Origin of the sequence: Labilibaculum antarcticum (assembly GCF_002356295.1) — a bacterium.
In the GTDB taxonomy this organism is placed as follows: domain Bacteria; phylum Bacteroidota; class Bacteroidia; order Bacteroidales; family Marinifilaceae; genus Labilibaculum; species Labilibaculum antarcticum.
In genome coordinates, this window is record NZ_AP018042.1 from 5,037,610 (window position 1) to 5,062,531 (window position 24,922).

The 24,922-nt window shown below is 35.7% G+C and carries 20 protein-coding genes; 11 read left to right on the forward strand and 9 right to left on the reverse strand.

Features of this window, described 5'->3' with window-relative positions:
• Positions 1-507 carry a hypothetical protein gene (locus tag ALGA_RS20150; RefSeq protein ID WP_145957690.1) on the forward strand — a complete coding sequence of 169 codons (507 nt, stop codon included), beginning with the start codon at positions 1-3 and terminating at the stop codon, positions 505-507.
• Here ALGA_RS20150 and ALGA_RS20155 read toward each other — a convergent pair.
• Positions 479-784, reverse strand: a complete 306-nt coding sequence (locus tag ALGA_RS20155) for a hypothetical protein (RefSeq protein ID WP_096432347.1) — start codon at positions 782-784, stop codon at positions 479-481. The two genes, ALGA_RS20150 and ALGA_RS20155, sit on opposite strands and share 29 nt — an antisense overlap.
• A 242-nt stretch (positions 785-1,026) precedes the next feature.
• The gene (locus ALGA_RS20160) at positions 1,027-1,863 is read right to left on the reverse strand and encodes a Rossmann-fold NAD(P)-binding domain-containing protein (protein WP_096432349.1); all 837 of its coding nucleotides are present in this window, start codon (positions 1,861-1,863) and stop codon (positions 1,027-1,029) included.
• A gap of 284 nt (positions 1,864-2,147) precedes the next feature.
• Between ALGA_RS20160 and hemA the strand changes: the two genes are divergently transcribed.
• The 7 genes from hemA (at position 2,148) to ALGA_RS20195 (ending at position 10,112) form a co-directional block, all read left to right on the forward strand.
• Positions 2,148-3,401 carry a glutamyl-tRNA reductase gene (gene hemA, locus ALGA_RS20165; RefSeq protein WP_096432351.1) on the forward strand — a complete coding sequence of 418 codons (1,254 nt, stop codon included), beginning with the start codon at positions 2,148-2,150 and terminating at the stop codon, positions 3,399-3,401.
• Positions 3,402-3,509: 108 nt separating this feature from the next.
• A complete protein-coding gene (gene hemC, locus ALGA_RS20170) occupies positions 3,510-4,436 on the forward strand; it encodes a hydroxymethylbilane synthase (protein ID WP_096432353.1) in 927 nt (308 codons plus the stop codon).
• Positions 4,437-4,520: 84 nt separating this feature from the next.
• The gene (gene hemB, locus ALGA_RS20175; protein WP_096432355.1) at positions 4,521-5,513 is read left to right on the forward strand and encodes a porphobilinogen synthase; all 993 of its coding nucleotides are present in this window, start codon (positions 4,521-4,523) and stop codon (positions 5,511-5,513) included.
• Between the two features lie 60 nt (positions 5,514-5,573).
• Entirely contained in the window at positions 5,574-6,605 is a 1,032-nt protein-coding gene (hemE, locus tag ALGA_RS20180) for a uroporphyrinogen decarboxylase (RefSeq protein WP_096432357.1), read from the forward strand.
• Between the two features lie 126 nt (positions 6,606-6,731).
• Positions 6,732-7,820: a formylglycine-generating enzyme family protein gene (locus ALGA_RS20185; RefSeq protein ID WP_096432359.1), complete on the forward strand. Its 1,089-nt coding sequence runs from the start codon at positions 6,732-6,734 to the stop codon at positions 7,818-7,820.
• A 186-nt stretch (positions 7,821-8,006) separates the two neighbouring features.
• Positions 8,007-9,281, forward strand: coding sequence for a double-cubane-cluster-containing anaerobic reductase (locus ALGA_RS20190; RefSeq protein WP_096432361.1), 1,275 nt, complete (start codon positions 8,007-8,009; stop codon positions 9,279-9,281).
• Positions 9,282-9,365: 84 nt separating this feature from the next.
• The gene (locus ALGA_RS20195; RefSeq protein WP_096432363.1) at positions 9,366-10,112 is read left to right on the forward strand and encodes an acyl-CoA dehydratase activase; all 747 of its coding nucleotides are present in this window, start codon (positions 9,366-9,368) and stop codon (positions 10,110-10,112) included.
• Between the two features lie 54 nt (positions 10,113-10,166).
• Here the strand turns inward: ALGA_RS20195 and ALGA_RS20200 are convergent, their stop codons facing one another.
• The 6 genes from ALGA_RS20200 to ALGA_RS20225 form a co-directional block, all read right to left on the reverse strand.
• On the reverse strand, positions 10,167-10,565 hold the full coding sequence (locus ALGA_RS20200) for a permease (protein WP_096432365.1): 399 nt from the start codon (positions 10,563-10,565) through the stop codon (positions 10,167-10,169).
• An 84-nt stretch (positions 10,566-10,649) separates the two neighbouring features.
• On the reverse strand, positions 10,650-11,771 hold the full coding sequence (locus ALGA_RS20205; protein ID WP_197705633.1) for a hypothetical protein: 1,122 nt from the start codon (positions 11,769-11,771) through the stop codon (positions 10,650-10,652).
• Positions 11,772-12,423: 652 nt separating this feature from the next.
• A complete protein-coding gene (locus ALGA_RS20210) occupies positions 12,424-12,933 on the reverse strand; it encodes a hypothetical protein (protein ID WP_096432367.1) in 510 nt (169 codons plus the stop codon).
• A gap of 92 nt (positions 12,934-13,025) precedes the next feature.
• Positions 13,026-13,964, reverse strand: a complete 939-nt coding sequence (locus tag ALGA_RS20215; protein ID WP_096432369.1) for a pyridoxal-phosphate dependent enzyme — start codon at positions 13,962-13,964, stop codon at positions 13,026-13,028.
• An 86-nt stretch (positions 13,965-14,050) separates the two neighbouring features.
• Positions 14,051-15,343: a glutamate-1-semialdehyde 2,1-aminomutase gene (gene hemL / locus ALGA_RS20220; protein WP_096432371.1), complete on the reverse strand. Its 1,293-nt coding sequence runs from the start codon at positions 15,341-15,343 to the stop codon at positions 14,051-14,053.
• Positions 15,344-15,355: 12 nt separating this feature from the next.
• On the reverse strand, positions 15,356-16,060 hold the full coding sequence (locus ALGA_RS20225) for a uroporphyrinogen-III synthase (RefSeq protein ID WP_096432373.1): 705 nt from the start codon (positions 16,058-16,060) through the stop codon (positions 15,356-15,358).
• 309 nt (positions 16,061-16,369) lie between these two features.
• Here ALGA_RS20225 and ALGA_RS20230 point away from each other — a divergent pair, with 309 nt between their 5' ends.
• The 3 genes from ALGA_RS20230 (at position 16,370) to ALGA_RS20240 (ending at position 23,036) form a co-directional block, all read left to right on the forward strand.
• On the forward strand, positions 16,370-18,571 hold the full coding sequence (locus ALGA_RS20230; protein ID WP_096432375.1) for a RelA/SpoT family protein: 2,202 nt from the start codon (positions 16,370-16,372) through the stop codon (positions 18,569-18,571).
• Between the two features lie 214 nt (positions 18,572-18,785).
• Positions 18,786-20,564 carry a DNA polymerase III subunit gamma/tau gene (locus ALGA_RS20235; protein WP_096432377.1) on the forward strand — a complete coding sequence of 593 codons (1,779 nt, stop codon included), beginning with the start codon at positions 18,786-18,788 and terminating at the stop codon, positions 20,562-20,564.
• A gap of 246 nt (positions 20,565-20,810) precedes the next feature.
• Positions 20,811-23,036 carry an NADP-dependent isocitrate dehydrogenase gene (locus ALGA_RS20240; protein WP_096432378.1) on the forward strand — a complete coding sequence of 742 codons (2,226 nt, stop codon included), beginning with the start codon at positions 20,811-20,813 and terminating at the stop codon, positions 23,034-23,036.
• A gap of 108 nt (positions 23,037-23,144) precedes the next feature.
• Here ALGA_RS20240 and ALGA_RS20245 read toward each other — a convergent pair whose 3' ends face one another.
• Positions 23,145-24,743, reverse strand: a complete 1,599-nt coding sequence (locus ALGA_RS20245; protein WP_096432380.1) for a cation:proton antiporter family protein — start codon at positions 24,741-24,743, stop codon at positions 23,145-23,147.
• Positions 24,744-24,922 lie beyond the last annotated feature (179 nt).

Consider the following 24,922-nt stretch of genomic DNA (forward strand, 5'->3'; position numbering starts at 1 on the left):
TTGAGTAATAAAGAGTCCGTTACATACGAAGCCATGTGGAATATTCTTGAGTTTTATAAAATTCAACCAAGAATTCAGGAGCTTCAAATAGAAAAAATAGAAGAATATTTAATTTTAATGAATGCTCATTACCAGGAAGCGATGACTGATATTGATGAATGTATTGGATCGAATGAATCTGTTTGTTTGGAAGATGTAGGGGATGTCTTAAACTCTTATCTGAATCAGGTAGGAGAAGAATTAATCAAGATTTTTCCTGAGGAAGAAAATACAATTCTTCCAATAAATAAACATTCCGATTCAAAAATAACTGAAATACAGACCGTAGAATTATATCGGAATTTTAATGCAAGAGAACGGGATCGATTCCAAATAAAAGAGGCAATTAATGATTTGGAAAACTACGTATATGAAGAAGATTTTGCGGCTAAATTAGCCATTCTGACGAAAGATTTACTATCTAAAATAAATTCGGATGTTATGATCCGAGTTGATGATTTGATTTAAAATTAGCAAGTTCAGCGATGGGCAGAAATTGAATCGAAACAGGTTCTTCGCCCTCTAATTCTTTAATCATTTCAAAAGATTGTGATTCAAGATATTCAAGAGCACTTGCTTCACTTTTCCATTGAGAAAGAATAATATGTTCGTCTCTTTTTTCATTCGTTGCGTAAATTTCACACGAAAGTTCACCTCCAACTTTACGGTATTCATGAAACTGATCAAAGGAACTTTTCCAGCGAACAAAATTTTTTATGGATTGCTTAATTAATAAATATATCATTATGTAGTGGATATGTTATTAATTCGAATTTAATTAAAATCAACAAACAAGCTTGCAATTAATTGATTACAGACTTAAAAGCGGGGATGATTATATCTTTTTTTAACTTAAACATCAAAACAGCTACACTGTTGTTTAATTAAAATTAATAAAAATGTTTTTTTTAATAAAATACATTACACTTATCATCCAAAATCATTGATGAATAGATCAAATATCCAATGAGAAATTTTATTTGCAGTCTAAAAGGCTAATGCTTCAATTGGGTTTGCATACTTAAATTTATAATTAGTTTTTTCGAGTTTTGCTGAGCTGATAATTTTAAAGGTACTTTTATTCGCTACAAATTGCGGCAATTCAAAACCGCCACTTTTAGCAGCTTTTATATAGAACTCTTTTCGGGTAGGATGCTCGGGACAACAAGCATTGTAAGTTTCGCCCCACAAACCATTTTCTATTACATGCGAAATAATACCAATACAATCATCCTGATGGATTAAATTAACAGGAGTATCACCTTCAACCGCATTTTTCATTTTAGAGAAAAACCGACCAGGTTTACGATCATATCCTATTAAGCCACCAAATCGAATAATACTGGTTTTAAAGTCATCTTGCGCGAGAAGCATATTCTCAACAACACGTAATGCTTTACCACTATTCTTTTCAGAAATTTGATTGTCAGCTTCGGTCACTATTCTATTTAAATTAGCATAAACCGAAGTAGAGCTAATAAAAATTAGTTTTTTAATTGAAGAAAGACGTACCTGTTCGATTAATGCTTTAAACTGTTGCGGGTGAAATTCTTCAATATCCTCTCTGCGTTTAGGCGGGAAATTGACGACTATTATTTCTGAATTAAAAAAGTCGGCATCAAAATCTGTATTTATTTCAGGATTTAATAAAATCCGATAAGGAATTATTCCATTCTCCGCTAAGATCGATATTTTCTCAGGTGTAGGGGTTGAGCCTTTTACGGAGTAGCCATTTTTAATGAAAAATTTAGCTAGAGGTAATCCCAACCAACCGCATCCAAGAATACTTATGGTTTTTTCGGGTTTATAAAGCGTTTTATTCATGCAATTGTGTCTAAATATATCGGTGGTCAAATTTAAATTTAATTTAAACAATTAAATAATTTTAAAATATATAATTATGAATACGAAGTTAATTAATTTGGTATTTAAGATATTAAAATCCTTTTAGCGTTTTTCAAGTTCCATAATAAGTAAAGAGCTAAGTAAAGTATCGGTAAAGGAATTGAAAACACAAGGATTTTCGAATAATTACTTTTATATTTGACCCAGCATTCATTGACTATTTTTCATGATTTCGATGTGCGCTTAAAAATAAATTTCGTTTTATGTCATCACAAATACGAGAAAATTTACAAAAATTATTCGTTTTAGGAATTAGTTATAAGAAGACAGCTCTTGAAGTTAGGGGGAAATTTTCACTAACTGCTGAACAGCGGGAGGATTTACTGAAAGAGGCAAAAGAAAATCAAATCGATGGGATAGTAGTTCTTTCTACTTGTAATCGTACTGAAATTTATGCTCATTCAAGCGAATCGGAGTTTATTACTAATTTATTCCTGAAATATAGCGAAGGTGATCAGGAAGATTTCGCCTCCAATGGGTACACTTTGTTTGGAAATGATTGTATTCATCATCTTTATAGAGTTACTTCAGGATTAGATTCTCAGATTATTGGGGATTTTCAAATTGTTGGGCAGGTTAAAAATGCTGTTCAATTATCTGAAGAAATGAGCTTAATGAACCCCTTTTTAAATCGTTTATTCTCATTTGCCTTTCAGGCAAGTAAAAAAATAAAAACAAATACTGAAATTAGTAAGGGAGCAGCTTCTGTTTCACATGCAGCGGTTCAGTATATTAAAGACAAGGTTTCGACTCTGGAGTCGTGTAATTTTTTATTATACGGAACAGGTGATATAGGAAAAGATACCTGCGGTAATTTATTGAAACACATGAGTAACCGTTCTTTAACCTTGATTAATAGAACAGTATCAAAAGCTGAGGCTCTGGCTAACAAATTTAATATACAGTACAAACCTGTTGCTAACTTAAAGGAAGAGGTAGATAAGGCTGAGGTTATTATTGTTGCTACCGGAGCACCACAACCTACCTTGTTACCCGAACATTTTAATGGAAGTGAAAAGTGTAAATTGATTTTAGATCTTTCTGTACCAAGAAATGTTCATCCTGAAATTGATAAGTTAGCTCATGTTTTAGTGATTACTGTTGATGAATTATCAGAGCACATATCGGAAGCTATTCAGCAAAGAAAAGATTGTATTCCACAGGCAGAAGGTATTATTTACGGATCAATAGCTGAATTTTACAGCTGGCTTGAGATTAAGTATTTATCGCCGGTTATTATTGCTTTAAAAGAAAATTTACAGAGAGTTCAACAGAAAGAGTTGGATTATCACAAAAATAAATTGACTGATGATGAATTGAAAAAGGTTGAACACATCACCAGTAATATTGTGAATAAGATTGCACGTGCATGTATCAATCACTTGAAGGACCATCACAAAAAGCAATCAAGTCCAATGGAAACAATAGACATGATTTTTAAAGATATGGATTCGTAAAGCCTAGTAAGCTTTCGATAAAAAGCTATATAAACCTTGTTTTATATGGCTTTTTTATTTCCAGATAAATTAATATTCGAATAATAAACTTCCTGAAAATAATAAACTATGATTTCTAAAAAGAAAATAGTTGTTGCCACTCGTCCCAGTCTGCTTGCTTACACGCAAACTATGCAAACTGTAGAATTATTACGAAAAGCCAATCCTGAAATTGAATTTGAAGTGAAAAAATTCAGCACTCAAGGCGATAGGGTTTTAAATCGTGCTTTAACTGAGTTTGGTGGGACTGGAGTATTTGTAAAGGAGTTGGAACATGCTTTGTTGGAGAATGAAGCCGATATTGCAATTCACAGTTTAAAAGATGTTCCTAGTGCTCATCCGGCAGGCTTGCAATTGGTGGCTTTTCCCGAACGTGAAGATTCACGTGATGTTTTTTTGACTCGTGATGGAAGCTCCATTGATGATATGCCGGAAGGATTTGTTTTGGGAACCGGAAGTCCAAGAAGAAGGGTTCAATTTGCAAATCTCCGTAAGGATATCGTCTTTAAAGAAATCAGAGGAAATATTGATAGTCGTTTTCAAAAACTAATGGATGGTGAATACGATGCAATTATATTGGCTGCTGCAGGTTTAAACCGAATGAGTAAGCAGTACGATGAGAATATGCTGCTTGATGTTGATTTATGTATTCCTGCTATTGGACAAGGTGCACTTGCAATTGAATGTCGCAGTAACGATGCAGAAACCATCGCAATTTTAGAAAAGGTAAATCATAGAGATACAGAAAAGGCAGTTTTAGCAGAACGTGCTTTCATGGCTGAAATAGAAGGTGGATGTAAATTTCCATTGGCAGCACATGCTGTTGTTTCAGATAATACCTTGAACATGATTGCCATTGTTGGGGATTTAAAAACGAATCAATTCATTGTAGAAGGAATTGAAGTTTCTGTTATTGAATCCGTAGAAAAATCAAAAGAATTAGCGATTAAGATGAAAGCAATCTGTAAAGAAAAAGGAATAAATTTCTATCTTTAATTTTCTGATAATAATTCATCAAAACGATTGTTATTTATAACTTGACATCTTATTTATACACAAATATAAAAAACACATAACATTATGAGTTTAAGACCTCTATTTCCAGATACACGATTAAGAAGACTACGTTATAGTAAAGTCGTGCGCAACATGGTTGCTGAAACTTCTCTATCTGTTGATGATTTAATCATGCCTCTTTTTGTTTGTCCGGGCGAAAATGTTCAAAATCCTATTAAAAGCATGCCTGGTAACGATCAGTTATCTGTTGACATGTTAGTGAAAAAGTGTGGCGAATTATTGGAGTCAGGCGTAAAATCAGTATTGCTGTTTGGTATCCCTGAATCGAAAGATGAAGATGGCACTGTTGCAACTCACGAACATAGTATCGTGCAAAAAGCCACTCGTGCCATTAAGGAAACTTACCCTGAAATGTTTATCATCGCGGATATCTGTAATTGCGAATATACAACTCATGGTCATTGCGGAACTATCGTTGATGGTGATGTAGACAATGACCAAACATTGGTAACCCTAGCAGCACAAGCTGTTTCTTTGGCTGAAGCTGGAGTTGATATGGTTGCGCCTAGCGACATGATGGATGGCCGAATTGGTTACATGAGAAAAGCTTTGGACGAGAATTGTTTCGAGAAAATGCCAATTATGGCTTATTCTGCAAAATATGCATCTGGATTTTATGGTCCATTTAGAGATGCTGCCGGCAGTGCACCTCAGTTTGGCGATAGATCAACTTATCAAATGGATCCTAGAAATAGCGATGAAGCCATTCGAGAGGTAGAGATGGATATTGCTGAAGGAGCTGATATTGTAATGGTAAAGCCTGCTATGAGCTATCTTGATGTGATTTACAGAGTGAAAAATGAGTTTAACATTCCTGTAGCTGCCTATAATGTTAGTGGTGAGTTTTCTATGGTAAAAGCTGCAGAAGCTAACGATTGGATTGATGGCAAGCGCGTAATGATGGAAATTATGACATCAATTAAAAGAGCAGGAGCTGATATCATTATAACTTATCATGCCAAAGAAGTGGCTGATATTTTAAACGGTAAAATGTAAAAATACATTTAGTGTTTTTTGCTACATATTTGATACTAACAACTACATACTAAATTTAATATGAGTCAATCAATTTTTTTAGATACAATTAACGGAATTAAGAGAGAGAGACCTCCAGTGTGGTTCATGCGTCAGGCGGGAAGAGTACTTCCATCCTATATGAAGTTGCGTGAGAAATATGGATTCAAAGAATTGATGGAGAATCCGGAATTGGCGGCTCAGGTAACTTTATTGCCTATTCATGATTTAGGTGTTGATGCTGCAATTTTGTTTTCTGATATTTTGGTGATTCCAGAAGCTTTAGGAATGGAGTTGAGTTTTGAGGGAAAAGGTCCAAGTTTTTCAACTGCACTGAAAGATGTTGCTGATCCTTTGTCTTTTTTATCAGATAAGCCTGAAAAACTAGAGCATATTTATAAAGCTATTGATCGTATTTTAGAAACCAAACCAAATGAGATTCCTTTGATTGGATTTTGCGGAGGTCCTTTAACTACATTGTGTTATATGTATCAAGGCTTCAGTCGAAATCAGAATTTCCCTGATTTTGTACCTGCGATCTATCGTGATAAGGCACTAATGAAGAAGGTGGTTGCTAAAATTACCGAGATGAGTATTCATTATGCGTTAAAGCAGGTAGAACATGGCGTAAAAGCATTTCAGCTATTTGAAACCCATGCTGGATTAATTCCTGTCGAATTGTACAAAGAAGTGTTTTTGCCATCTGTAAGAGCTATTTTAAGTGCAGTTCGCGAAACAGGGGTGAAGACCATTTACTTGCCAAAAGGATTAGGCACCGGTATCAATATGGTGAATTACGATTTGTGCGATTGTGTAAGTGTTGATTGGCAAATGCCATTGCATGAGGTGAGAGGAATTGTAGGTGAAGAGATGATTCTACAAGGGAATTTCGATCCTCGTATTCTGGAAGCTACACCACAAGCTATCGATCAGGAATTTGAATATTTCCTGAATTATGGCAGAAAAGATCACAAATGGATCTTCAATTTGGGACATGGCTTGTTGCCATCAATACCCGTTGAAAATGTGGAGTATCTTGTGAAAAAAGTGAAAGAATCTGATTGGGGAAGATAAATTCCGAATTAAACATATAAAAAGAGGTGTCAAATTTGGCACCTCTTTTTTGCTTTAAGTGGAATTAGACTATTCAAATTGTTATCTTCACACATCTAATTAGTAAATCATAACCAATATTGCCCAATGAGTAAAATTCAGATTTTTTGCATAATTACATCGATGCTATTTGTCGCTTGCAAATCGACACCAAAAGAAACATCAATAACAATAGAAAATAAAGCTGAGAAAAAGGCTTGCTGTGAAAATATACCGAATCGTTTTACATCTGAAAAAGAAGTGAAAGCAGATGAAATGGTTTGGATTGAAGGCGGTACTTTTATGATGGGAGGAGATGATAAACAAGCTCGTGATGATGAATTTCCTAAGCATGAAGTTACTGTTTCCGGTTTTTATATGGATGCTCATGAAGTAACGAATGCACAATTTATGGAATTTGCCGAGGCTACGGGATATGTAACCGAGGCAGAGAAAAAACCAGATTGGGAAGAAATTAAAAAACAATTACCTCCAGGAACACCAGAACCCGATGATAGTGTTTTGGCTCCGGCTTCATTAACATTTTTTGCGCCAAATCATTCTGTTAATCTAAATAATAATGCTGCCTGGTGGGCTTGGACATTAGGTGCAAATTGGAGACATCCGCAAGGCCCAGATTCATCGATAGATAACAAATTGAACTTTCCGGTAGTACATGTTTCGTGGAATGATGTAATGGCTTACTGCAAATGGGCAGGTAAACGCCTGCCAACCGAAGCCGAATGGGAATTTGCTGCCCGTGGTGGTTTAATTGATAACATATATCCTTGGGGAAACGAGGATATTGATTTAGGTAAGATAAAAGCGAATTCGTGGCAAGGACAATTTCCAAATATAAATGAGGAAAAGGACGGGTTTTATAAGTCAGCTCCAGTTAAAACATTTGCTCCGAATGAATATGGTTTGTATGATATGGCAGGTAACGTTTGGGAATGGTGCTCAGATACCTATCATTACGATTATTATAAAACGATAAAAGGTACAAGTGTTAATCCTAAAGGACCTGAAACAAGTTACGATCCAAATGAGCCAGGTGTTTTTAAGAAAGTTACCCGTGGCGGTTCATTTCTTTGTAACACAGCATATTGTTCAGGTTATCGTGTAGCGGCCAGAATGAAATCGAGCATAGACACAGGTATGGAACATACAGGATTTCGTTGTGTGAAAGACAAATAGAAATGAATTTTAAAGCTATATAACTAAGAGCTACCGTGAGGTGGCTTTTTTTTTGGCCGTCAGTAAAATAGACAGCGAACTCTAAAAATATATTAATTTTATGTTGAAAAACTTGTTTGTCGGTTAGGAATAGATTTTTATGATTACTAATTTTACCGTCGAAAAATCAATAAAAACATAATAACAATGGCAGATTACACAAAGATGTGGACTGAGCTTGGCTTAGACCTTGATAATCATGATGCTTTACTAGAGAATTTGGGCGGAGCGTATCAATCTATTTTCATGTCGCAGGAGAAACGTCCTGAAGGAATGGGATATTTTGATTTTGTAATGAGCGAAGCTCACGGATTAAGAATTCAGGAATTGCGTGATGAGCAGGAGGCAGGGCGAAAGATAATTGGTTCATTTTGTGTTTTTGTACCTGAAGAGTTAGTACTTGCAGCAGGTTGCACTTCGGTAGGACTATGTGCCGGAGCCGATTTTGCCCAAGAAGAAGTTGAGAAAGTACTACCTCGCAATACCTGTTCGTTGATCAAATCTTTTTTTGGTTTTAAGTTGGGTAAGGTTTGTCCTTATATGGAAGCTTCTGACCTTATTGTTGGTGAGAATACTTGCGATGGAAAGAAAAAATCATTTGAGACATTTAGTCAATTAGTGCCTAATTTCTACCAAATGGACCTTCCACAAAATAAGGCTCCAATGGCAAGAAAATTATTGAAACATGAATATATGGCTTTTGTTGCTAAGTTAGAGGAAATGACTGGCAAGAGCATTAGCTTGGAAGATTTAAAGCAGGGAATTGCTACCGTAAATGCAAAACGAAATGCCTTAGCTCGTTTGTCTAAACTTCGTTCTGCTGACCCAAGTCCAATTTCAGGACTGGATGCTTTACTGATTAATCAAATTGCTTTTTTAGATAATCCTGCTCGTTTTACCGAGAAGGTAAATGTATTGTGTGATGAATTAGAGCTCTTTGTAAAGGAAAATAAGGGCGTAAAAGCTGTAAAAGCTCCTCGTGTAGTTATTTCTGGTTGTCCTATGGCGATTCCAAATTGGAAAGTGCCTGCTATAATCGAATCTACAGGTGCTGTAATTGTTGGCGAAGAATCATGTATTGGTGAGCGCGGTCAGAGAAACACAACCGACGATTCTTCAGATACACTCGATGGTCTTATTGATGCGGTTGTTGATCGTTATTTCAAAATTGATTGTGCCGTATTTACACCAAATCAGGAGCGCGTAGAGCACATCAAAGAAATGGCTAAAAACACGAATGCCGATGGTGTGATTCATTATGGTCTTCAATTTTGTCAGCCTTATATCATGGAGTCTTTTTCTGTAGAAAAAATTCTAGAAAAAGATGGCGTTTCTGTATTGAGATTAGAAACAGACTACAGTCAGGAAGACATGGGACAATTATCAACTCGTGTAGAAGCTTTTGTTGAAATTATAAAATAAATAGAATTGAAACATAGAAGACTGAGAGGCTATTGCTTTCTCAGTTTTTTTATTTGCATCAGAATAAGATACTGAACTAGTAGAATGAGACATGCAGGAATAGATATAGGCTCTAGAAGTATAGAGTTGGTGGTGATTGAGGAGGGAAAGGTAATTGTGAGGAAACAGGCTGAATCTGGTTACAATCCGGTTGAGCGTGTTGAGGAATTAATTGCTGATATTTCTTTTGATAAAGTGATGGCGACAGGTTATGGCCGTGCTAGTCTTGAAATTGCCTTCGATTATTCTACGGTAACAGAAATTAAAGCATATGGAATAGGAGCAGCTGCATTACATCCTGGCATTCGGGGTATTCTTGATATTGGAGGGCAGGATACTAAGGTGATATCTTTGAACGAAAATGGCAAAGTATTTAAGTTTGAGATGAATGATAAATGTGCTGCCGGGACTGGTAAGTTTCTAGAAATGATGGCGGTAACTTTGGGTTACAAACAAGAAACCTTTGGTTTAGAAGCTCTAAAAGGGCAGGAGGGAATCGAAATCAATAGTATGTGTGCCGTATTTGCAGAATCTGAAGTCACTTCTCTTTTGGCAAAAGGTTGCCAACGAGCGGATATTGCAATGGCAATACATCAGTCAGTTTGTCGCCGGGCTGTAGGAATGATTAAACGTCAGGATTTGAAAGCTCCAATGTTATTTGCTGGCGGTGTTGCAAATAATTCGTGCATGATTCATCTCTTACAACAGACTTTTGGTGATGATATCGTTATTCCGGAATCGCCGCAATTTGTAGGCGCGTATGGTGCTGCTATTTTAGCTGGATCTTTATAATAAAAATAATAAAGCCACCTGCAGGTGGCTTTTGTAATTGCTTGAAGTGAGGAATTACCAATATTCTTTTTTTTCAAATTGTTTTAGTTTATCTATGTCACGTTGAAATCTTTCCATTAAATCTTCCGAAAAAGAATTAATCAAGTTGTGTTCCTTTGACGTGATTCCATCTGAGGCATCAGCAACAATTTTCATTGCGTTAATAAACTCATCGTATTGGGGAGCAGGTCCATAAACGTGACAGTAATTAATCACCTTATTGTAGATTTCTTCGACAGATGAGTTATGTGATTCTTCAAATTCAAACGACCATAGAATTTCGGAACCAAGTGCATGATTCTTTAATAGCTGCTTAAGAATTTCTTTTTCTTCCTTCTTGATTACGCCATCTGCTTTAGCTAAAGCGTAAAGTAATTCTCCAAAGACCTCGTATAATTTTTCTTCCTTTCTCATATCCGTCTTAATTAGATATTAAAATCATTGGATTTACGATAAAGTAAGTTACTACATTTGAGTGAGAATTGGGCAAATAAATTTTCACTCAATAAGAGAATCCGTCACATCAATTTTTGTGTCGCTGTGCATAGAGATGCTTGGATAAACTGGATACCACGAGCCTCCAATATTATCTTGAATTACCGAATCATCGATTCGAATATTCCCTGAGTGGTCATTTGTCACAAAGAAAATTGCTGAACCATGTGTTGTTACTTCATTTTGCTTAATAAGAGTTCCTCGTATGTCTAGAGTCATCGTATTTCCATCATTATAAATTGCACCACCACTACCGCCACCGGGTGTGCCACTTTGTGAAGGATTTCCCCCATTCCCAATTGCCTGATTGTATGAAAATAAACTGTTTATGATTGTCCATGAAACTCCGATACTACTAATTGCACCACCATTCGAACCAACATTTCCATATCCTTCGGTACCACCAAAAGTACAGTTAACCACATACACAGGTTTGTTCTCAAACTGACTAAAAACACGTATGGCTCCGCCACCAACATCGGGTCCTAAATCGGCACATACATTATTGAAGAAACGGCAATTGACGATCTTTAAACGGCCACCGCGAATCCAAATTGCACCACCACCATCATACAGGTCTTCCGACTTTGAATTGCCATTGATAAAAGTGAGATTCTGCAAGCTTACTCTTGGATGATCTTGATTTTGACAGTGAGATGTGGTCCAATGCTGATCTTCATCACAAGTGTTCATGTAAAGAATACGTGTTTTTCCTTCACCACTAAGTGTTACTAAGCCACCACCGTCAATTACAATATCATTACTGGCGTCGTTGAATATTTTGGCTGTTTCGGTTAACTTAATTGTGATTGGCTCGGATCCACAATCGAACACAATCTTCCCTCCTAAAGCGACTGCATCAATAAAGGCTTGGGAAGTGCAACTTTCGGCTGTTCCATTCCCAACAACTCTGTCGGGTTGCGAAACGTCTTCCAATCTTGCTTCTGCGGGAATAGAAGCATTACCGTTTGGATTTCCAGCGGCAGGTCCATTGTCGGATATTTCGATTAATTCCTGACTTTTAATATTATCGTCCTGCTTATCCGAAGAACAGGAATTAAGAAGAAGGCAAATAAATAGGAGAGATACTTTATATACATTCGATTTTAACTGAATTAATTTCATTCCGACAAATAGTTAACATGAATAATCTTACTATTTCTACTTAACGGCAAGATCTCCTGTATATTATTGTAAGAATAAGAAAAATTAAACAGATGTATATAATATCATTTTGAATAATTAGTGAGCCATGGCGGACGGAAAAACCGGTCTAATGCCAATGGAATAAATAGGAAGCTATGTTGAGCATGGCGAAGGATAGCCCACTAATTTATCCAATCAGTATTATTTCACAAAAATCTGAGACAGTATCGGATACGTATCAGGAATTCTCCTTTTAGGCATCGGGAATTCACTTTTGGGTATCGGGAAAGCACTTTGGGGGTTCCGGAACTCACTTTCTCTGACAAAGAGTCACTTTTGACCATCGGGAATTCATTTTGGGGGTTCGAGAATCTGCTTTTTCTGACAAAGAGTCACTTTTGGGTATCGAGAAAACACTTTTGGGCATTGGGAACTTACTTTTAGTGTTAGGCTATGTCTTATACCATTTTGAATTAGTGAGCCATGGCGGGTGAAAAAAACCGGTCTATTGCCGATGAAATAATAGGAAGCTATGTTGAGCATGGCGAGCTGCCGATCCCGTATCGGAAAACCCCCTGTAATTATTCGTGAATAAATGCAGCCAGCTAATTTATCCAATCGGGATAAGTCCTTATTTGTTAATGGCTTTTAGTATTCTACGACCTCTGGAGTAGAGTCCCGCGCTTCCATTTTCCATTTGTTCTTCGATCACAAGAGCTAGTTCATTTTGGATATCTGGTTCTTGCAAAGAGAAATTGTAAAGGATTTGCATAGTATACACCTTTATCGCAATGGCAGAAGTGCTGGAAATCAAGGCATCGAAGCAGTAATTGATAAAATCACCGGATATATTGCTTGGAAGAGGTTCTAAACTTATCAATTTTAAATACTGGCGCAATTTGCTTTCGTTAGAAAGAGTAGGGACTAGCTTAATCATTTGTGGAAGATACAGGCGAACCAAATCAGGATCAATATCATATACCTTATCTAAAATCCATGTCGCACGCCAGGAATGTTTCTCGTTGCTAATGCAGATTTCCCACAGTTCCTTCATATACATAGGATTTTCTGCGATACTTTGAGCAACCAGTTTGGCTTCTTCTTTTACCGGAAAAGGATCGAGTAGTTTTTTAAGCTCCATCGAAAAAAATATTAATAATGAAAATGTGAGTGATATAAGGAATCTCAAACAAACTTTGTTTTTTTACTTTGGGATTCCTTATGGGCTAAGTTTTAAAATGGCAACTTACTCAATTCAACATTTCCTCCTGAAAGAATAACTCCAATTTTCTGTCCTTTGTACTTTTTCTTCTCTTTTATCAATGCGGCCAAAGCGACGGCACTAGATGGTTCTACTATGAGTTTCATTCGCTCCCAAATCAGCCTCATGGCAGCTATTATTTCATTTTCTTCTACTCTGATAATTTTCTCAACATGTTCCTTAATAATTGGAAAAGTTTTATCACCAAGAGAGGTTAGCAGGCCATCGGCAATAGTTTTAGGATTGGTTTGCGGAACAATTTCTCCTTTTTGCATCGATTGCCAGGCATCATCAGCACCCATTGGTTCTCCAGCTACAATTTTTGTGCTTGGTGAAAAATAATGTGCTGCCAAAGCTGTGCCGGATAGTAAACCACCACCACCAACAGGAGCGAAAATTGCATCCAAATCATCATGCTCTTCAATCAATTCCATTGCAGCAGTTGCTTGTCCCTGAATCACATTATAGTCATTATAGGGATGTAAGAAAACGGCTCCGGTTTTATTCACCACCTCATTTAATGTTGTTTCCCTTGCTTCAAGGGTAGGGATGCATTCAATGATTTCGCCACCATAACCTTTTACTGCAGTTTTCTTTATTTCAGGTGCATTCGAAGGCATCACAATAAATGCCTTAATGCCTTGCACTTTAGCAGCAAGAGCTATGGCTTGTGCAAAATTACCCGATGAGTGAGTAGCGACTCCAAATTCTTTTTCCGTTTCAGAGAGTTGAAGAATTGCATTTGTTGCGCCCCGCATTTTAAAGGCGCCCATTTTCTGAAAATTTTCACATTTAAAGTAAATATCAGCACCAACAATATCATTAATAAGCCGTGAGCTCATAATAGGTGTTCTGTGAATGAATTTATGAATACGTTGTTGGGTTTCCTGTAAACTTTCTTTGGTGATCATGTCAGATTTTTTTGAGAATAATTTGATACATCAAAAGATAAGGCAAAAAAAATAGGAAGCCCACATTTAGACTTCCTAAATTGATATTATTTCATTGCCTCCAATGACTCTTTTGCAGCTTGAATTGTCTTGTCAAGCATTTCGTAAGTTAATGAATTTGATAAAAAATAACTTTCGAATGATGATGGAGGAAGATAAATACCTCTTTTCAACATTTCATGAAAGAATTTAGGGAACTTTTCGTTATTAGCGGTTGCTGCTGTGTCAAAATCAACCACATCAATATCCGTAAAGAAAATACTAATCATTGAACCACAACGGTTAATTTTGTAATCAAAACCTGATTCCGTAAATACTTTATCCAATCCCTTGTGTAGATATTCTGTTTTATCAGCAAGTTCAGTATAGATTTGAGGATTCTGATTTAGCTCTTTTAATAAAGTGTAACCTGCAATCATAGCAATTGGATTACCCGATAAAGTTCCTGCCTGATAAACAGGACCTACAGGAGAAACAATATCCATTATTTTACTGGAACCAGCATAAGCACCAACTGGCATTCCTCCTCCAATAACTTTACCGAAAGTTATCAAATCAGCCTTAACACCAAAGTATTCCTGAGCTCCACCTTTTCCCAAACGGAAACCAGACATCACTTCATCGAAAATCAATAAAATTTCTTCTTTGTCACATAACTCACGTAAATCTTCCAAAAATCCTTTTTTAGGAAGTACGCAACCCATGTTTCCAGCAATGGCTTCTACTATTATAGCGGCAATTTCACCTTTGTTCTCGGTAACTAATTGCTTTACTTCTTCAATATTATTATATTTTGCTGTTAGCGTGTCGTTTGCGGTTCCTGGAGTTACACCTGGTGAGTTTGGCACTCCAAAAGTACTGGCACCACTACCGGCTTTAATCAAAAATGAATCGGCATGACCGTGATAACAACCTTCGAATTTGATGAATTTATTTCGGCCGGTATAACCTCTGGCAACACGAATTGCACTCATACATGCTTCGGTACCTGAGTTTACCATTCTCACTTTATCAATATTAGGAACCATATCCACTATTAATTTGGCGATATCAATTTCCAATTCGGTAGGAGCACCAAAAGATGTTGAATCTTCAACTTTTGCCTTAATAGCATCTATAACTTTAGGATACGCATGTCCCAATATCATTGGTCCCCATGATGAGATGTAATCGATGTATTCGTTTCCATCAACATCGGTAAGAATACTTCCTTTTGCTTTTTTGATAAAAACAGGAGTTCCACCAACAGAGTTAAATGCTCTAACTGGAGAGTTTACTCCACCCGGAATGTATTTGTTTGCTTCTGTGAATAATTCGGAACTTCTTTTGTATTGATACATATTGTATAGGTTTTATGAATTTAAATAGTTGTGACAAATTTCAAGTAGGGAGAATACATCAGTTCTTTCAGACATAACTACATGCTCTGAAAAATCCAAAAGTTTAACCGCAGTAGTGCTTCCAATGGCAATGCAAGGAACCGTGTCTTTTATTCTGTATTTACTAAAAAAGCTGGTTACTGCACTCGGACTGCAAAAACAGATGGCATCAAAATCATCAACATTTATATTTGGTTGATGCAATTTCGTTTGATAACATTCAATTTCTTCAAAATCAAGTTCTTTTTCACTCATAAAATCAGAAATGATATTTTGTCTTAAATTTCCTGAAAAATGGATGTAAGAAGATACAGTTTGCTTTTCAAGTAACTCAATTAATGATTCAGAGTTGTGTTGTTCAGGTAGAAAAGCCTTAATTCCTATTTTTAAAAGCTCTTCGGCTGTTCTATCTCCTACTGCAAATACTTTTTTCTCTTTTAAGGATTGAAATGAACTTAGAGATTTTGAGATAACTTTAACTGCATTCTGACTGGTGAATATCCAGTTTGACTCTGGTTTTGAATTGATTAGTTCTATTTTTGCCTCTGATAGAGATAGTATATCGATTTGAATAAATGCTTTAGCCGTTATTGATAGGTTCAATTCAGCCGCATATTTTAAATGCTCAGAATTTAACGATCTGGTAAAAAGAATATGTTTGTTATCTGCTTTAGGCATAAATAGAGTTCCAAATGATTTCTAATCGCAAGCTAACAAATTTAGTAAATCAGACCATTTTTTATGCTCTAGAAATGTATTATTTTATCAATCGTTTGAAAATTAGATGCTCAGAAGAGTATCTTTGAAATATTAGACTTTCGAATCGTTAAAAAGTATTAACTGGCTTGCCATTCAGCAATAGCTTTTATACTTTTAGTGTGCCTAAATAGAGGGGTAGATCATTATTTTGAATGAGAAAATATCATGGTGAATCAGTTTTTTAATCAAATTTAAACAAATCCAAGGCTTTAAATCAGGAAGATATTTATGACTGAATTCAACAAAGAAGAAGAAGAGAGAAGACAAATTTTATATAGATATAAACATTTACTTGTTACATGTAAGAATATCATTACAAGTACAGATATAAAATTGGTTCGAAAAGCATTTGAATTAAGCTTGCAAGATCATGATGGTGAAAGAAGAACCAATGGAGAACCAGCTATATATAAAAGCATCTCGATAGCCCAAATTGTTGTTGAAGAACTTGGACTTGGAAGAACATCAGTGATTTGCTCTCTATTATATGATATTGTTCAAAAAAACCGCATCACTTTAGATGAAGTCTCTAATTTATTTGGACCTAAGGTTACTCAAATCATTCAAGGCCTGGTTAAGGTTACGAATATTTACAATCAAAACCCAACTCTTCAATCTGAGAATTTTAGAAAGCTTTTGCTAAGCTTTGCCGATGATGTTCGTGTAGTGCTTATCATTATGGCTGATCGCTTGTTTAATCTGAGAAATTTGGAGAATAAATCGAAGAAGATTCAACAAGATTTAGCCAAAGAAATAGAATTTCTTTACATTCCATTCGCTCATCGTTTAGGAATGTACAATGTGAAATCTGATATGGAAGATTTGGCATTGCAATATTTAGATCCGGACGTTTACTTCGAGATTGAAAAGAAATTGAAGGATAGTGAGGAAGAACGTGAAAAATATATAAAGGATTTTGTCAATCCGATAAAAGCGGAATTGGATCAATTCGGCATGAAATACAAAATAAAAGCCCGAACTAAGTCTATTGCTTCCATTCTTCATAAAATGAAGACAAAGCAAGTTGAGTTTGAAGAGGTGTATGATATTTTTGCCATTCGGATAATTTTAAAAGCAATTCCTAAAAAGGAAAAATCGGAATGTTGGAAAGTGTATTCTACAGTAAGTGATTTATATCAACCGAATCCAAACCGATTAAGAGATTGGATTACCATACCAAAATCAAATGGTTATGAATCTTTGCATACTACAGTTATGGGACCCGATAATCGTTGGGTTGAGGTTCAGATTCGAAGTAAACGAATGAATCAAATTGCTGAGCAGGGCTTTGCGGCACACTGGAAATACAAAGGCGGAAAAGGTGAAGGCGGATTGGATACATGGTTGCAGGATATTCGTGAGGTGATCGAAAGCCATGGAAGCGATTCTATCGACATGATGGATAGTTTTAAAGCTGATTTATACCATAAAGAGATATATGTTTTTACTCCAAAAGGTGATTTAAAACAATTGTCTGCAGGAGCAACCTTACTTGATTTTGCTTATTCAATTCACTCTGATGTAGGAGATAAATGTATTGGAGGAACAGTTAATCAGAAAAATGTATCCATTAAGCAGGTCTTAAATAATGGAGATCAGGTTTCTATAACCACTTCCAATTCTCAAAAACCGAAATCGGATTGGCTTAGCTTTGTCGTATCTACCAAAGCAAAAAATAAGATTCGTCAATCGATAAAAGAGGAGTTGCTTAAAGAAGCAGATCTTGGCAAGGAGACTTTGAAGCGGAGAATGAAGAATTGGAAGATTGAATTCTGCGATGAAAACATCAGGAAGTTAATGACTTATTACAAGTACAAATTAGCTGTCGATTTGTATCAAGGAATTGCATCGGAAAAGCATGAGCTATCAGAAATAAAGGATATTCTTACAGATAAAAAAGAAGTTGAGAAAATTGTTCCTGAACACAAAACGGATTATTCAACGAAGAAAGTCACCAAAGGAGGTGAGGATGTATTAATTGTAGATGAGAACATTTCTAATGTTGAGTATTCATTGGCAAATTGCTGTAACCCAATTTTTGGGGATGAAATTTTTGGATTTATTTCAATAGGTAAGGGAATTCGAATTCATAGGTTAGGCTGTCCAAATGCCCGCGAAATGCAAACACGTTATCCGTATCGGGTTGTAAAGGCAAATTGGACTGATAAAGGTTCTGCTTCTTATCAAGCCGTTTTGCATATAACGGGTGATGATGACCTGGGAATTGTAAGTAATATCTCAGATGTTATTTCTAAAGATCTGAGGGTTCAAATGAGATCTATTTCGGTGGATACAAATGCAGGTTCCTTTGCAGGTAATGTTGCAGTTGTTATTGCGAGTACTGATCATCTGGATACCTTAATTGTTAAGTTAAAACGAGTTAAAGGTGTTCGTCGGGTTACAAGATATGATCCTATAGGCGAACAATAAAAATAACATGAAAAAGGATGGAGGTATAAAGTTTCATCCTTTTTTTGTGGATAATTATCTTTAATCGGTGATTTTATTTAAGGGACTTGTAGTAAGAAACTTAACTGTTTTTATTGAAATTCTTACAAGTCCTTTGGTGTTTTATTTATATTGAATCAGTATATTTGAATTTCGAAAAAAATAGAAACCAAATCAGGTTTTTTTGTTTGAGTTTATGGAGAATTATATTGTTTCAGCACGTAAATATCGCCCTTCGATTTTTTCATCGGTAGTAGGCCAGCAATCCATTACGGTTACCCTTAAAAATGCTATTAAGAACAATCATCTGGCTCATGCCTATTTGTTTTGTGGCCCTCGTGGCGTTGGCAAGACCTCATGTGCCCGGATATTTGCAAAAACAATTAATTGTTCAAATATAAGTTCCGATTTTGAAGCATGTGATGAATGTGAATCATGTGTTGCCTTTAATGAGAGTCGCTCATACAACATTCACGAGCTAGATGCAGCTTCCAATAATTCAGTTGAAGATATTCGTACTCTGATTGATCAAGTTCGTATACCCCCACAAATTGGAAGTTATAGTGTTTATATTATTGACGAGGTTCACATGCTTTCGGCATCGGCATTTAATGCTTTTCTGAAAACTTTAGAAGAACCTCCGGCTCATGCCATATTCGTTTTAGCAACTACCGAAAAACATAAAATACTTCCTACAATTCTATCTCGTTGTCAGATATTTGATTTTAATCGGATTAAGGTTGAGGATGCCGTTAAGCATTTAAAAGAAATAGCGATAAAAGAATCTGTTATAATCGAGGAGGAAGGTTTAAATGTAATCGCTCAAAAGGCGGATGGAGCCATGCGCGATGCTCTTTCTATTTTTGATCAGATTGTAAGTTTTTCTGGAAAAGAAATATCTTTTGAAAATGTAATTCAGAATTTGAATGTTTTGGATTACGACTACTATTTTAAAATGGTAGATGCTTTCCTGGATGGGAAAGTAACAGATGTGCTTCTGATGCTTAATGAAATTATTGAGAAAGGATTTGACGGTCATCATTTTGTTGCTGGCTTAAGTGCTCACATTCGGGATGTATTGGTTGGGAAAGACCCGGTAACCATTCAGTTGCTCGAGGTTAGTGATTCGGTAAAACAAAAATACGTAGATCAGTCGAAAAAGTGCCCGCTTGATTTTTTGTATGAAGCACTCAAAATTTTGAATCAATGTGATATCAGCTTTAAAGGCAGTCAAAACCAAAGACTTCTTATCGAATTAAGCTTAATTCAATTATCTCAGATAATTGAATTAAAAAAAAAAGGACTTAAATTAAATCTGAATTCAAAAAAACTTCAGAAGATAATTGTTGAAGGGGAGGCTATTAGCGCTGTTGTTAAGCAACCCGAACCTCAGGGAAATAATGGTAAGGCAACACAAACAGTAAGTGATACTGGTCAAACATATAATTCAAAAAAGGAAAAGAGCAAGGGTGTAACTGTTTCACCAAAATCCAATTTTGCATCCTCAGTGTCTATTAAGCAAGCAATGAATAGTGGTAATACACGTTCAACTAATGCAGCTAAGCCAATAGATAAAAAAGCCATTAGCTTTGCCGAAGTTGTGGTTGTTGGTAATGAACCAATCACGCAAGAAAAAGTTGAAGCAAAGCTAAAAGAATATATAATTGCCAAAGGGAAAAGTGACCGTATCCGATTAGCAATCACAGTTAATAAGCCAAAGATATTAGATTCTAACCGTGTCGTTTTAATGGTTAGTAATCCTTTACAGGAAGATGATGTTATTGCTGTAAAAAATGAGGTTCGGAATTATTTGAAAAAGGAATTAAATAATTCTGAGATTCAAATTGAAACAGAAATCATTCAAATAATAACAGAAAAAAGAATGTATACAGATTCTGACCGATTTAACTATTTGTGTGAGAAAAATCCGGCTTTAGGACTACTTAAACACAAATTCGCCTTGGATTTTGAATAAAAGATTGCATAATAGGATATGCAGCATATATATTGATCTAAATTAGGCTTCTGTTTTTGCACAGAAGCCTAATTTTTAGCCAATTGTGATTAAAGAAAAAAAACATTATAAATTAGATTCATTTAATTTGTAAAATAAAAAAAATACATATGTTTACTCCGAATTTGAATTGGGATAAATTCAAGCTCAGACTTATTAAGCACTGAATTTTTATTATTTATTAAATCATTCAAAACAACAACTAACATGGCACAGAAGTCAAAAATCATTTACACTAAAATTGATGAAGCCCCAGCCTTGGCAACTTATTCACTATTGCCAATTATTAAGGCCTTCACTAAAACTTCAGGTATTGAAATTGAAACAAAAGATATCTCTTTGCCAGGAAGGATTTTAGCTAATTTTCCAGAGAATTTAACTGAAAAGCAGAGAGTTTCTGATTATTTAGCCGAATTAGGAGAGCTTTCCTTAACTCCGGACGCAAACATCATTAAATTGCCAAATATTAGTGCTTCAATTCCACAGTTGCAAGCAGCAATTAAGGAATTGCAGGAAAAGGGGTACAATATTCCACAATATCCAGAAGAGGCTAAAACAGAAGAAGATAAAGCACTTCAAGTAAGATTTGCTAAAGTTTTGGGTAGTGCAGTAAATCCTGTGCTTCGTGAAGGAAACTCGGATCGTAGAGCTGCAGGTTCTGTTAAGCAGTACGCTAAAAATAACCCACACAAAATGGGTAAATGGTCTCCTGATTCAAAATCGCATATCGCATTTATGACAGAAGGTGATTTCTATGGTACCGAGAAATCAGTCACTATGGCTAATCCTACTAATGTACGAATTGAGTATGTTAATACTGCCGGAAATGTAAGTGTATTAAAAGAGAAGCTAGAGTTATTAGCAGGTGAAGTTATTGATTCATCTGTAATGAATGTGAAAGCTTTACGTGCATTTTACGCAAAAGAAATTGCAGCTGCTAAAAATGAGGGATTACTATGGTCACTTCACTTGAAGGCAACCATGATGAAGATATCAGATCCTGTCATGTTTAAGCACGCTGTTGAGGTTTTCTACGAAAAAGCGATTTCGAAGCACGCTGATACAATTAAAAAATTAGGCGTAAACTTCAATAATGGTTTAGGTGATCTTTATGCTAAAATTGAAAAACTTCCTGAGGCTAAGAAAAAAGAAATCGAAGCTGATATTATGGAAGTATATAAATCTCGTCCTGATATTGCTATGGTTGATTCTGATAAAGGAATTACCAATTTACACGTACCTAACAGCGTAATTATAGATGCTTCGATGCCGGTTGTTGTTCGTGATGGTGGAAAAATGTGGAATGCTACAGGAAAACTTCAGGATACCAAAGCATTAATTCCTGACAGATGTTATGCTACTATTTACCAGGTTTGTTTCGATGACTGTAGAAAAAATGGTGCTTACGATGTAGCAACTATGGGATCTGTATCGAATGTTGGTTTAATGGCTAAAAAAGCTGAAGAATATGGTTCTCACGATAAAACGTTCATAGCTCAAGGCGAAGGTACGATTCGTATTGTTGAATTCAACGGAACTGTTATTATGGATCAGAGGGTTGAAGAAGGTGATATCTTTAGAATGTGTCAGGCGAAAGATGCTCCAATTCAGGATTGGGTTAAATTGGCTGTAAATAGAGCTAAAGCAACTAATACTCCAGCTATTTTCTGGTTAGATAAAAATCGTGCTCACGATGCTCAGTTAATTACTAAAGTAAATACTTACTTAGCTGAGTACGACACAAAAGGATTGGATATTCGTATTTTGGCTCCTGATGACGCAATTGCATTCTCATTAGAAAGAATTCGTAAAGGAGAAGATACGATTTCGGTAACTGGTAACGTAATGCGTGACTACTTGACAGATCTTTTCCCAATTTTGGAACTAGGATCTTCGTCTAAAATGCTTTCAATCGTTCCTTTGATGAATGGTGGTGGTTTGTTTGAAACAGGTGCAGGTGGATCTGCTCCGAAGCATGTTCAACAATTCTTGACTGAAGGTCACTTACGTTGGGATTCATTAGGTGAATATCTTGCTTTAGGTGTTTCTTTAGAGCACTTGGCAAATAAATTCAATAATGAGAAAGCTGCTTTATTTGCAGAAACTCTTGATTTAGGTGTAAGTAAGTTTTTAGAAGAAAAAAAATCACCATCACGTAAGGTAAATGAGTTGGATAACCGTGGTTCTAATTTTTATTTAGCAATGTATTGGGCTGAAGCACTTGCAGCTCAGAATAAGAATGCTGAATTGAAAAAGACATTCGTTAAAGTTGCTGCAGATTTGAAAGCAAATGAAGCTAAGATTGTAGCTGAATTAAACGATGCTCAAGGTAAGCCAATGAATATTGGTGGCTATTTTATGCCAAACGAGGAGTTGGTAACTAAGGCTATGCGTCCTAGTGTGACTTTAAATACAATAATCGATGCAATATAAATCAGATATTATCGATTAAATATATTGAAGGCCTTCCATTTTGGGAGGCCTTTTATTTTTGTATCAGGTTTATTAACCGAAATATATTCAACCTCTCTAATTTGAATGTTATGAAGCTGTACAACCAATGTCAATCTGATGACAAACATGATTAGCGAAACCATAACCAGCCTCTGAGTAGATGTCGTAAACAGCATCTACATTCATTTTTTCAAGTTGCTTGCGTTCATCATCGAATCGAGCAATGGCTGCAATATTTCCTTTAAAACTAGTCGCTTTCAATCGCTCAACGGCAAAAATGTTCGATTTGTGGTCATTCATACAAAGCATAACCAACCTTACCTTGTGACTATCAGGTTTTTCAAAAATATTCTCCCAAAATTCACTATCTGTAGCATCATCCTGTTGAATATTTTTTCCATCTTTTTTTAGTTGTTGAACTACATCGTAGTTGTAGTCTAACCCAAGAACCTTGCGGCCATAGGTTTTGTTTAGTTGATCGTAAACAGATAGACCAAGTTTACCCATACCAAACACAAGAATTTCAGCATTTCCAATATCAAAAGCTTTATCGTAAATCAAACGTTTTTGTGTTTCGAATTTGCGCAAATGATCTTTAAGTGAATAGTATATCTTATGTGCTTTCGCGTTAAGAGGTGATGAGATGATAAAAGTAGTAGCGACTGCAATTGCAATCGATACTAGCCAATCGGAAGGAATTAAACCTTTAGCAACAGCAATGGAGGCAACAATTAATCCAAACTCGCTGAAATTAGCAAGAGTTAAAGAGGTAAACAAAGATGTTCTGGCACGAACCCGAAATCTGGTCAATACCCAAAAATAAAGGATGACTTTAAAGTTAATTGCCAAAGCTAGCACAATTGCTAATGTTAACATTTGAAGGCTTGGTAAGCCTATTAGTCCAATGGATAGAAAAAACCCGATCAAAAAGATGTCTTTAAAGTTCATAAGAGAGTCTGCCAGCTCTTTTGCTTTCTTATGATTGGATATAAGAATACCAACAACCAAAGCTCCTAAGTCGGCCTTTAAACCAACAACTGTAAACAGCTCAGCACCTACAACAAATGCCAGAAAAAACCCATAAAGTACAAGTATCTCACCATGTCCGATTTTATCTAAAATTAGAAGTAATACCGGACGAATGATAACAAAAAGTACAGGTAAGCCTATTGCCCAAATAGTAGGGAGTTTTCCTGCAACCAATACAATGTAGAAAACCGCGAATATGTCTTGTATGATCAGAATTCCAATGGATAGAACACCGTAAGCCGATTTCAGTTCACTTTTTTCTTCCAATATTTTTACGGCATAAATGGTACTTGAGAAACTTAATGCAAATCCAATGATCAATGCCTGTTGCCATGTGAAATCAGTGAAGATATGTAGAGAAGTATAACTTAAACCAAATAAAATCAATGCCATGAGCAGGGTCACTAACAACATATGAATTGATGCTCCTCCCCAAACCTCCTTGTGTAAAAGGTCTTTAATCCTTAGTTTTAGTCCAATGGTAAAGAGAAGTAGGGTGATTCCCATATCCGATATGGTTCGGATTAAATCATCGGACTCCGCACCAAAATATTTAAGTGTAAAGCCAGCAATCAGATAGCCAACCAATGGAGGTAATCCAATCAGTTTAACAAGAAGTCCTAATGCAAATGCAATTGCTAGCCATACTGGATCCATAGAAATATGTTTTTAATAGTTACCACATTTTTTTTGTGGAATATTAAAAATAGAGATAAAAAATAACAGATCATCCTAGAATCCAGCCAATTTTTCAGGGAAATTTTAAATATGTTGCTATTTATACAAAAGAGTTGACAAATATTTTGATCAAATATAAAATAGAATCAATCTACATT